This window comes from Serratia sp. (in: enterobacteria), from assembly GCF_046715635.1.
GTDB lineage: Bacteria > Pseudomonadota > Gammaproteobacteria > Enterobacterales > Enterobacteriaceae > Chania.
Genome location: NZ_JBKJYW010000257.1, coordinates 1 through 10,488 on the forward strand (window position 1 = coordinate 1; position 10,488 = coordinate 10,488).

At 54.3% G+C, this 10,488-nt stretch carries 10 protein-coding genes; 7 read left to right on the forward strand and 3 right to left on the reverse strand.

Translation table 11 applies throughout. The features are described from left to right. The 4 genes from ACLQ7H_RS12730 to ACLQ7H_RS12745 all read left to right on the forward strand — a co-directional run. Positions 1-461, forward strand: a 461-nt coding sequence (locus tag ACLQ7H_RS12730) for a fimbria/pilus outer membrane usher protein (protein WP_411752982.1), incomplete at its 5' end; no start/stop codon positions are given. A 90-nt stretch (positions 462-551) separates the two neighbouring features. After that, positions 552-773 (forward strand): FimD/PapC C-terminal domain-containing protein, encoded by a 222-nt coding sequence (locus ACLQ7H_RS12735; protein WP_411752983.1) that lies wholly within the window; start codon positions 552-554, stop codon positions 771-773. Between the two features lie 197 nt (positions 774-970). Then, positions 971-2,167, forward strand: a complete 1,197-nt coding sequence (locus ACLQ7H_RS12740; protein WP_411752984.1) for a fimbrial protein — start codon at positions 971-973, stop codon at positions 2,165-2,167. Positions 2,168-2,483: 316 nt separating this feature from the next. Beyond that, complete coding sequence (locus tag ACLQ7H_RS12745) at positions 2,484-3,653, forward strand: fimbrial protein (protein ID WP_411752985.1); 1,170 nt, start codon at positions 2,484-2,486, stop codon at positions 3,651-3,653. A 98-nt stretch (positions 3,654-3,751) separates the two neighbouring features. On the opposite strand, the gene ACLQ7H_RS12750 is transcribed toward ACLQ7H_RS12745, so the two are convergent. The 3 genes from ACLQ7H_RS12750 to ACLQ7H_RS12760 form a co-directional block, all read right to left on the reverse strand. Next, positions 3,752-5,206, reverse strand: coding sequence for an alpha/beta hydrolase (locus tag ACLQ7H_RS12750; RefSeq protein ID WP_411752986.1), 1,455 nt, complete (start codon positions 5,204-5,206; stop codon positions 3,752-3,754). Positions 5,207-5,355: 149 nt separating this feature from the next. Next, positions 5,356-5,823 carry a glycine zipper 2TM domain-containing protein gene (locus ACLQ7H_RS12755; RefSeq protein WP_261145315.1) on the reverse strand — a complete coding sequence of 156 codons (468 nt, stop codon included), beginning with the start codon at positions 5,821-5,823 and terminating at the stop codon, positions 5,356-5,358. Between the two features lie 333 nt (positions 5,824-6,156). Next, positions 6,157-6,609 (reverse strand): periplasmic heavy metal sensor, encoded by a 453-nt coding sequence (locus tag ACLQ7H_RS12760; RefSeq protein WP_411752987.1) that lies wholly within the window; start codon positions 6,607-6,609, stop codon positions 6,157-6,159. 153 nt (positions 6,610-6,762) lie between these two features. Between ACLQ7H_RS12760 and ACLQ7H_RS12765 the strand changes: the two genes are divergently transcribed. The 3 genes from ACLQ7H_RS12765 to ACLQ7H_RS12775 are packed head-to-tail and all read left to right on the forward strand — an operon-like array spanning position 6,763 to position 10,028. Continuing rightward, positions 6,763-6,936 (forward strand): hypothetical protein, encoded by a 174-nt coding sequence (locus tag ACLQ7H_RS12765; protein ID WP_411752988.1) that lies wholly within the window; start codon positions 6,763-6,765, stop codon positions 6,934-6,936. Continuing rightward, positions 6,926-8,698 carry an ATP-binding protein gene (locus tag ACLQ7H_RS12770; RefSeq protein ID WP_411752989.1) on the forward strand — a complete coding sequence of 591 codons (1,773 nt, stop codon included), beginning with the start codon at positions 6,926-6,928 and terminating at the stop codon, positions 8,696-8,698. The genes ACLQ7H_RS12765 and ACLQ7H_RS12770 overlap by 11 nt, the downstream gene beginning before the upstream one ends. Continuing rightward, positions 8,685-10,028, forward strand: a complete 1,344-nt coding sequence (locus ACLQ7H_RS12775; protein ID WP_411752990.1) for a sigma 54-interacting transcriptional regulator — start codon at positions 8,685-8,687, stop codon at positions 10,026-10,028. The genes ACLQ7H_RS12770 and ACLQ7H_RS12775 overlap by 14 nt, the downstream gene beginning before the upstream one ends. Positions 10,029-10,488: the final 460 nt, after the last annotated feature.

Here is a 10,488-nt window from a genome sequence, read left to right on the forward strand (position 1 = left end):
TGTTGAGTTTCAGCCTGCCGCTGGGAAGCAACGACAAGACGCATACGCCACAGCTACGCATGGATCTGTCTCATGACAGCAGCGGCCGTTATGGTCAGCAGGCGACGGTATCCGGCAGTGCCGGGGCGGAGAGTCAGTTCGGCTATGGCGTGACGGCGATGAATGCTAATCAGGGCCAGGGCAGCAGCGGATCGCAAAATGGGAACTATCGCACTCCGGCGACGGCGTTGAGCGGTTCTTACAGCACCGGTAAAGGCTATCAGAGCGCCTCTGCGGGGATGAACGGCACGGTGATTGCCCACTCTGGCGGGGTGACCTTTACACGGTACACGTCGGACACTTTCGCGCTGGTGGAAGCCAAGGGTGCAGAGGGGGCTAAGGTTTCATCGTATCCCGGCGTGAGCATTGATTCACGGGGTTACGCGATAGTGCCTTACCTAAACTCCGTACCAGATGAATGAGATCAGTATCGACCCGAAAGGGATGGCGGCCGGCGTGGAATTGGATACACCAGCCAGAAAGTGGCGCCATATTCCGGTGCGGTGGTGAAGATGAAATATACTACTAAGCAGGGGACGCCAATTCTGGTGAACGCGACCTATCAAGGGGAGCCGGTACCGTTCGGCGCCGATATCTTTGATGGCAAGGGCAACAGCGTAGGCTCAGTAGGCCAGGGCGGGCAGTTGTATGCGCGTGTGGCAGAAGACAAAGGCCAACTGCGAGTGAAATGGGCGAAGGCGGTGAGATGCAATGTACGGTCAGCTATGTGCTGATGCCGATAGCCAAGAGCCAGAAGCAGGAGCAGATACAGCAATTCAACTCTCCTTGCACGGCGACGGCCTCATCCAGTTCCTAGGGAGTGAAACTGGCGAAAAATGACACGATACCGGCTGTTAACCCTGGTTAACAGCCAAGCATGACAAATTGTTTCCTTTCTGGCATCGCCAGCCAGAAAGAGGGTGATTGAAAGATGAAATTATCAATAAATAAAGTGTCGGGTCTGCTCGGCGGTATTTTGTTAAGCGTTACCAGCGCCAATAGTTGGGCTGTGGCGAATTGTTCGTTTCCGGCTGGCTCAACTCAGACTGAAACGGTGCCGTTGAGCCCGCCAGTGATTTCTGCCGGGGCTGATGCTCCCGTGGGTACCATACTGTATCAAGGCAGTTGGTTGATGAAAAACACCTTGATGGAATGCCAGTGGGCACAGGTCGACGTAGGTAAATCATTTTGGTACAGCAGTTCAACGCTGATTACCAATGCTCCGTTACCTCTAAGCAGCTTGATGACGGGCCCGTTTGCTGGTGCCGTCTATCAGACGAATATTCCCGGGATTGGAGTAGCTATCTCACGAACTGCTAGTGGCAGTCCGATAGTACCGAATAGACCCGCAGTGACCACCGATGCAGAGAACCCTATCAGGCAGGTTAGCAATGAGTTAGGGGGAGCTTTTAATATAGGCGGTTCAACACGTTATGTCTCGCTAATCAAAACGGGGCCGATCACGCCCGGCAGCTTTACCTTGAGCGGGGCAAATCTCCCGAGTATCAGGACTATGATTGAACAACCAGTAAATAGCCATCCTGGCTCCGTCGCTGTCACCGGGCTGCCGTTTACTTTTTATAATATCAATTTCCAGGGAACCCTGAAGATCTCTACACAAACCTGCACGACGCCGGATGTGTCTGTGACATTGGGTTCTTTCGATATAAGAGATTACTTTACCCGGACTGGTGCGACGACCCCTTGGGTTGACGCGTCTGTCAATCTGACTAACTGCCCGACATTTTACGGTTTTTATAATGCGACCAATACCACGACACTGATGAATTACAACACGGGAACCGCGACGGTTTCTACCCCACTGAATAACAGTGTTGGTGTGAGATTGGTTCCGACAACGTCGGTGATCGACGCTGCCAATGGGGTGATGGCTATTGACTCGACGGTATCTGGTGCGGCTTCAGGCGTAGGCATCCAGATTGGCTGGGGCGACAGCAGCCAAGTGCCGACGCTGTTTAACTTTGCATCAGAACAGCCGGTAGCGCTGCCAAAAGACGGTAGCCCAACCATTCGTATTCCTCTGGCTGCCCGCTATATTCAAACGGCTGCGGCCCCGACGCCGGGCAAGGCGGATGGCAAAGTGACGTTTACGATTAACTACTATTGAGCAAAGACAAATTTGCCTCTCGGGTAAATAAAGACGGTTGACCCTAGTTACTGTAGCCACGAATTCCAACTTTATTCTTTCTGTCATTGCCTATATAGATTATGAGAAAAAGGATGTTAATCATGCAAAGATCGATAAATAAAGTATCAGGTTTGCTGATGGGAATAGTGCTAACAAATTTCCCTACCTGGGTTGTTAATCAGGGTTAGCCGTTCGGTATGACCGTTGTTCGGCGGGTAAAGTCAAATAATTTACGTTGTGCAGATCATAATAATAGAGCAAGTGTGGCGCATACGGTTGTGCCAGAGGTGAAAAAATGAAGAGAATAATACTGCGTACAGTCGGGCTACTTTTGCTCATGGTAGCCAGCAATAGCGCCTTGGCTATGGTGGCTTGTTCTCCCTTGAATGGCGCTCCTCGTGTTGATACTGTGCAGCTGAGCCCAACAACGATATCGGCGGGTGCCGATGTCCCATTAGGAACGATCATTTATCAGGGGCGGTGGTTTGGTGGCGATCCTGGAAAAGAGCAGATGACTTGTCTGTCAGCAGATACCTATTTTTGGATCAACATTGCGTTATTTATCGATCAGGCACCTTTATCCATTTCCAACTGGACGGGTAGCCCCTTCGGCGGCGCAGTGTACCAGACGAGTATTCCTGGCGTAGGTATTGCTATCTCCCGTAGCAATAATGCGGATGCGGCAACAGTAGGACAACCAAACTATCAACTGCCCAATGATGTGCAAAGGCAGGTGCTTGGGGGCAACTATAATACCTATCTGTTGGACAGAACACTCTATGTCTCGTTGATTAAAATCGGGACGATGACGCCAGGGAATTATACGCTCAATGGATCAACCCTACCGAAGGTTTCGTTGGCGGTGACGGACCCGTTGTATCACCCTACCACTACCACTGGTCTCCCGCTCAGGCTCAATACGATCCAGTTTCAAGGCCAGTTAACGGTGTCGGCTCAGACCTGTACCACGCCGGACGTGAATGTCAACTTAGGGCGTTTTGACATACAAGAATATTTCACCGGCCAAGGGGCGAAGACCCCGTGGGTAGATGCATCTATCGTGTTAACCAACTGCCCGACCTTCTACGGATTTTATAACACCACCAACAGTACGCTGATGTTTAATTACAATACGGGTACCGGGCAGGTAGCCAATTCAACCAATAATAGTATTGGTGTGCGCCTAACCCCGGCCACCTCTGTGCTCGATGCTGCCAATGGCATTATGGCGGTCGACTCGTCGGTATCCGGTGCGGCAACGGGCGTAGGTATCCAAATCGGCTGGGGCAGTAGCAGCCAAACGCCAACCTTGTTTAATTTTATGGGGGAACAGGCGATGACGCTGCCAAAAGACGGTAGCCCAACTATTCGTGTCCCCCTGTCCGCACGCTATATTCAAACGGCTGCGGCGCCGACGCCGGGCAAGGCGAATGGCAAAGTGGTATTTACCATTAGCTACTATTGAGTTACGGCCTGCGGATTGCGTAGTTCCTGACGATAAAAATGTTCCACTCTTCCCAACACGGCCAGCACCATATGGGCACTGGCCGTGGTTTACCTACCTTATTTCGTCGGTGCCGGGCCGATATTGTCATCTATGCGTTTAAGCATATACGGGAAGAATGGATTAGAGGACAGGCGCATCAGCGAATCCAGCCCGACGACCAGCACCGCCCGTTCGCCACGTGCGGCAAAGGTCCCCAGGCTGATACCGTATTGATTGCGCGGCTCCGGGTAACGCCCGTACAGGGAATCACTCAACGGGAACGGCAACGCCACGTGCGACAGCGAGAAAATGTCCGGCAAGTAGGTGATACCAAGCGGATCCGTGGTCTCTGCCGTTTGCCCTGCGACGATGGTGCGTGCCTCGGTATCGGTGGTTTCCGGCGTCACGTTGGTGACGATGGTGGCCGTATAGTTACGCGGTGCCGGTGGCAGCAGCCGTGGCAGCGCGGTATAGGATGAGCTTCTGAGTAACGGCCCAAACGCCACCGCCTGGTTTAAATCAAATAACACCACCTCACTGCCGTTGGCGGGCAGATGGTTATACAGGGCAGTGATCACCGCACGGGTACTGACGGTAGAATCCATCACCGATTGGAACGTCAAGATCGGCGGCAATTCGCCCATTTTGCCGTTGCGTGAATCGGCGGCGATCTGCTTTTGTAATGCCTGGGTTAGCTGGAAGGACTGGCGTGCCGCGTTCACCGGGAACGAATTGTATTTGAACGGGTTAAACTCTGGCACAATCCCCAACCAGGCCGCCTTGGCAAACGCCGGGAAAATGGCGGGCCAACCAGCGATACCGGCAAAACGGGCAAAACTGGTGACGCCAATCATCGGCGAAATCAGCACCACGCGCTGGGGTTTGGTCAGCCGGGGGTCATCCAACGCATCCAGCGTGTATTTCATCGCCAATGCGCCGCCGTTAGAGAAACCCACGATATGCAGCGGAACATCGTCACCCGCCAGGCGCTTGGCTTCGCGGATCGCCAGCCGTGTTGCGGCCATCCAGTCTTGCCAATCCACGTCGGTCAGCGCACCCGGGACCGTGCCGTGCGCCGGTAAACGAATACCGACTGCCACATAGCCATATTCACGGTAATTATCTGCAATATGCCGCAGGCTATAAGGGGTATCGGTCAAACCATGCAACAGCACCACGGCGCCTTTCGGTTTGCCTTCCGGCATCATGATGTAGGAGCGGTTCCAGTCGGTGGGAAACTTTTCGGGATAAATTGGGCTGTCGACATAGTAGCGGTTCAACGAGGTCTGCTGGCTGCTGTCCAGCTTGTCGGTCACATTCTGGCGGACTTCTTTGAAAATGGCGTCCTCGGCGGTCAGATAGTCTGCCCAACTGGCCTTATCGATCTCATCGGCGTGCATTTCATCGGGGACAAAGGTATGCCAAAGCTGTAGCGATGGCCCACGCTGGGTGTCATAAATCCTCGCCCCCAGCGCACCGATGATTAACACCAGCAGTAGCAGGGCGATACGTTTAATCCATTTGATAAACATCAGGTTTAACTCCGTTTTTTATTGTAATGGCCGAGCCGGAAAACTCGCTATCTATCCCGCAAGGGGAGTTCGTCCCTGAATTCTGTCTCCCATCAGCAAGGGGGCCATGTTGCGGCCTGACACCTAAACCGTGAAGCAACCTATTATCTTTAGCGCGGTGATACGGTGGTGGTGGTGCCATTGGTCACTAGTGCCACGCGCTGCCCGTTATGGAACTGGGTTGAGCCCTGTGCCTGAACGACCACGATATTCACGCCATCATCCCGGCGCACTTCAAGCTCCACCCCGGCGCTGCGGTTCATGGCGCTTTGGATACCTGAGCCAGCAGCTGCGCCCCCCACGGCCCCCGCCGCCGTTGCCAGGCTGCGCCCTGAACCGCCACCAACGGTATTACCCAGGAAGCCACCGACCACGGCCCCACCGATGGCTCCAGCGGCGTTGGTGCCATCACCCCCCTGGATGGTGACCGGGCGCACGGAGACCAGCGTGCCATAAGTGACGAAGTTGGCCTGCCTGGCCTGTGCTGCAGTAAAAGTATCGCCGGAAGCAGTGCGATTAGCGTTACATCCGCTGAGAACGGCGGCAGCAAGAGCGACAACAATGATGGTTTTATTCATAAGAAAACTCCGAAAAATGAAAGTGCGCAAAGAGACAGTCGCTGTCTCATGCAAATAAGTATGGCAGGAACTTGATTTTATTCAGGTGGTACAACAAAAAATTATATTCGGGCGTAAGAATAGAGATTAAGAGTTTTAGTATGTTGTTTTTCGTCAATTTTCCAAGAATATTCTCATTAATAAGTCTTAAATCAGTCTTATTAATTGTTTTGAAGGGGGGTAAATGAATAGCGGGGTGACAGCCTGAACGATCCTGGAATGGCGAAGAATTGATGGGAGAAACCAGAACAGGTCTGGTGTTCTCCCGATTTTATCTGAGGGTAATGTTAGGGCTTAACGACAGCCACGTCCGCTGTGCATCCCCGATCTGCCCATCCCGTGGCCCATTATCGGTACGCCAGCCTTCGCCAGATCGGTATCCAGCGCCACGCGTTGTTGGTACAGATTGTCACGCAACGCGGTAATTTCTTTACTCACGGCCAACACCTTCTGCTCATCCAAAGGCTTGCCGGTCAGCAGTGCTTGATATTCGTATTGCTTGGACATCAACTGTTGGCGCAGATCGGCGGTTTTCAGCTGGAACTCATCGAAGGCTTTCTGGCTGACGGCCTGCTGTTCTGGTGTCAAATTCGCACGGTTGCCGTGCTGATAGCCCATCCCCTGATGAGTTCCCTGTGCATTGCCCATGTTCGCGTGGTAACCATTTTGCGCCAGCGCGGTCGTGCTAACACCGGCCAGCATGGCAACGGAGATAATGGCGGCGAGGGTGGTTTTAGTCAGCGTCATGATTGATTTCCTTTGGTTTAGGGTTCATGGATTCCATTTCTCTAATTGCAACTCTCGTGCCAGCTTCAGACTGGCATGGGAATTGTATAGATCCAGGATCGCCGTTACGGCTTGGCTATCTCAGCCAACGCGCGCCAGCCAAGGAACTTCAGCATGCAGCACGTTAAGTTTATGACAGCAATAAAAATCACGGACGGCGGAGGATGGCCGTTTGCTGGTCGCAATCCAGAGATAAAGTGGGTTATTTTTACCCGCAACACTGTTAGTGTGGGTAATAATTACTCGCACGCTGGCGTGCCGGTTGCAGAGGAAACCCATGGAATTTAAAACCAAATCGACGCTCTTACCCGCCTGGATAGTGATCGCTGCGGTTACGTTACTGCTTGGCATTATCATCACGCTAGCCATCAAAGATTTACAGCGGGGGCGTGAGGTGGAGATCCAAACGCTACGAGAGAAAAGTTCAGTGCTGATGAGCTCGTTTGAATCCGGTGCCCGTACCGGTATGGGCATGCGTTGGCGTCACGATCAGCGCCAAACCCTGTTGGAGGAGATGGCCTATCAGCCGAACGTGCTGTACATCGCCATTACCGACCGGGCTGGCCGCATCCTGGCGCATAGCGACCCGCAACGCGTTGGTGAACAGTTGTATAGCCCACAGCAGATGGCTGAGCTGAAGGTTTCCAGCAATGAACAATGGCATATGACGACATTTGATGAATCGCAGGATCAGCAGCAGAATGCTTTTGAAGCCTACCGCTGGTTTAAACCGCTCAAACGCGGTAGCGGCCACTCCGGCCATATGATGAACCGATCGCGTATGCCAGAAGCTGCCGAACCGCAGGATGATGAGCAGGCCGTCATTTTTGCGGCGTTTGACACCGTCGCGCTGGATGCCGCCCAGGCAAAGGATATTCGCAACACCTCCATTTTGCTGTCCATCCTGCTGTTGCTGGCGTTAGCCAGTTTGTTGGCGCTGTTCTGGGGGCGGCGTTATCAACGTTCAAGCCAGCAGTTGCAGGACTCAAGGGCCTTCTCCAGCGAAATTATCAGTAACTTGCCGATGGGCTTGATCACCACCAATGAGCAGCACCAGATCCGGGTGGTCAACCATGCGGCAGAAGTGATGCTGGGTTGTCGTGCCGCCGAGCTGTTTGGCCAGCCCAGCCATCAGGCGTTGCCAGTCGAATGGCAGCAACTGGCACAGAAAAGTAGCCACGGTCAGCCGATCATCGAACAGGATATTGACCATCGTCTGGCTGGCGGGCAGAGCCTGCCGTTGAGCATCAGCGTGGCGAATATTGTTAATCACAGCGGCCATTTTCTGGGCAACGTGTTTATCTTCCGCGATATGCGGGAAATTCGCCAACTGCAAGAGGAGATCCGCCGCAAAGAAAAGCTGGCGGCTATCGGCGATTTAGCGGCTGGCGTGGCCCACGAGATCCGCAATCCGCTTTCCTCCATCAAAGGTTTCGCCAAGTATTTTGCCGACCGCTCGCCTGCGGGTAGCGAACAGCATGACCTGGCCAAGGTGATGGCGAAAGAGGTCGATCGTCTCAACCGGGTGATCACCGAGTTACTGGCGCTGGTGCGCCCTGCCGATCTGCGTTTGCAGCGGGTGGCGATTAACGAGGTGATCGAACATTCGCTGCATCTGATCCGTCAGGACGCTGAGAGTAAAAATATCCTCCTTTGCAGCCGTTGTGATGAAACTTTGCCGCGGGTGGAGATCGATCCCGATCGCCTCACTCAGGTGTTGTTGAATCTGTACCTCAATGCTATCCATGCGATTGGCTCGGATGGCGTACTCAAGGTTGAAGTTGAACTGACCAAGGACGGGGCGATGCGCATCACCGTCAGCGATTCGGGTGCCGGTATCTCACCTGACGACCTTGGAAAAATCTTTAACCCTTACTTCACCACCAAGGCGGCGGGCACCGGTCTGGGCCTGACTATGGTGCAGAAAGTAATTGAGGAGCACCAGGGGACGATCGCCGTCACCAGCGGCCAGCCTGCGGGCACCCGTTTTGCAATGGTGATCCCGCTCAGGCATAACAAACAACAAGGGGAGGATCATGCAGACGCCTAACGCACCTATTTTGCTGGTTGAGGACGATATCAGCCACTGCACCATCCTCCAGGCGCTGCTAAGCGGCTGGGGTTACCGAGTCAGCGTGGCGCATAACGGCCGACAAGCGTTGGAACAGGTCAGGGCACAGCCGTTCGATCTGATCCTGAGCGACGTGCGGATGGCGGAAATGGACGGCATTGCGGCGCTGAAGGCCATCAAAAGCTATAACCCGGCGATCCCGATCCTGATCATGACCGCCTACTCCAACGTAGAGTCTGCCGTGGAAGCGATAAAGGCGGGGGCTTATGACTATCTGACCAAGCCTCTCGATTTCGATACGTTGCAGCTCACGTTGGCACGCGCGCTGGAGCACACCTCGTTAAAAACCGAGAACCATAACCTGAAGCAACGTTTGCTGTTCGATCAACAAAATTTTATTGGCCGCAGTGAACCGATGCGCAAGCTGCTGGAGATGATCGCCATGATCGCGCCTTCTGAAGCGACGGTGTTGATCAGCGGCGAATCAGGCACTGGCAAGGAGCTGATAGCCCGGGCCGTGCACGCCAATAGCCTGCGCAAGGATCGGCCATTGGTGAGCATCAACTGTGCTGCCTTGAGCGAATCTCTACTGGAGTCGGAACTGTTCGGCCATGAGAAAGGGGCATTTACTGGTGCCGATAAACGCCGGGAAGGACGCTTTATGGAGGCCGACCAGGGCACGTTGTTCCTGGACGAGATTGGTGAGGTGTCGCCGTTGATGCAGGCAAAATTACTGCGGGCGATTCAGGAGCGGGAGATCCAGCGGGTGGGCAGCAATCAGACCCTATCGGTGGATGTACGCCTGATCGCCGCGACCAACCGGGATCTGTTGGCTGACGTGGAGGCCGGCAGGTTCCGCCAGGATCTCTATTATCGGCTGAACGTGGTGACGGTGGACAGCCCGCCGCTGAGGGCGCGCAGCGAAGACATTCCCCTGTTGGCGATGCACTTTCTGGGCAAGTTTGCCGAGCGTAACCGTAAGCCGGTCAAGGGATTCACCCCGCTGGCGATGGATATGCTGCTGAGATACCCCTGGCCGGGCAACGTGCGGGAGTTGGAAAACAGCGTTGAGCGCGGGGTGATCCTGCTGAGCGGGGACTTTATCAGTGAAAAAGAGCTGCCGCTGAGCATCAGCCAGTGCGTCGATGTGCAGCCGGATCGCCTATGTGGCCAAGCGATCCAGCCATTGGAGCTGGTAGAGAAACAGGCGATTTTGGCGGCGCTGGAACAGACCGCCGGTAACAAGACCGAGGCGGCCAAACAGCTGGGCATTACCCGTAAAACGCTGTTGGCCAAGTTACAGAAGTAGCTTCTGGCTTCCGTTCACACCCTCACCCTAACCCTCTCCCACAGGGCGAGGGGACCGATCGAGCTTGCTATACGTTACGGAAATCTACCTAACCACAACACCGTACTGGCTCCCTCTCCTTTTTGGGGAGAGGGCTGGGGTGAGGGGGAGCAGCGATCGCCGGCTGACCATTGATTATCCAGACGGTGTTACAAATCGCCTCCCATACCTGACCACAACGCCGGACTGGCTCCTTTTCCCTGTGGGGTGAGGGGGAGCAGCGATCGCCGGCTGACCATTGATTATCCAGACGGTGTTACAGATCGCCTCCCATACCTGACCACAACGCCGTATCAGCTCCCTCTCCCTGTGGGAGTGTACAGACCGGGGACATCATGAACACTTGTTCGGGGACATGGTAGACACTTACAACATAGGTATGAGTACTTCTGAGTGGAGCTGCTTATGCCGTGGAATGAGA

Excerpts from the sequence above, each read along its gene's own strand:
- ACLQ7H_RS12760 (WP_411752987.1), bottom strand. The coding sequence starts at position 6,609 with ATGACGCTGACTAAAACCACCCTCGCCGCCATTATCTCCGTTGCCATG.
- ACLQ7H_RS12750 (WP_411752986.1), bottom strand. The coding sequence starts at position 5,206 with ATGTTTATCAAATGGATTAAACGTATCGCCCTGCTACTGCTGGTGTTA.
- ACLQ7H_RS12735 (WP_411752983.1), top strand. The coding sequence starts at position 552 with ATGAAATATACTACTAAGCAGGGGACGCCAATTCTGGTGAACGCGACC.
- ACLQ7H_RS12765 (WP_411752988.1), top strand. The coding sequence starts at position 6,763 with ATGCAGCACGTTAAGTTTATGACAGCAATAAAAATCACGGACGGCGGA.
- ACLQ7H_RS12755 (WP_261145315.1), bottom strand. The coding sequence starts at position 5,823 with ATGAATAAAACCATCATTGTTGTCGCTCTTGCTGCCGCCGTTCTCAGC.
- ACLQ7H_RS12740 (WP_411752984.1), top strand. The coding sequence starts at position 971 with ATGAAATTATCAATAAATAAAGTGTCGGGTCTGCTCGGCGGTATTTTG.
- ACLQ7H_RS12775 (WP_411752990.1), top strand. The coding sequence starts at position 8,685 with ATGCAGACGCCTAACGCACCTATTTTGCTGGTTGAGGACGATATCAGC.
- ACLQ7H_RS12745 (WP_411752985.1), top strand. The coding sequence starts at position 2,484 with ATGAAGAGAATAATACTGCGTACAGTCGGGCTACTTTTGCTCATGGTA.
- ACLQ7H_RS12770 (WP_411752989.1), top strand. The coding sequence starts at position 6,926 with ATGGAATTTAAAACCAAATCGACGCTCTTACCCGCCTGGATAGTGATC.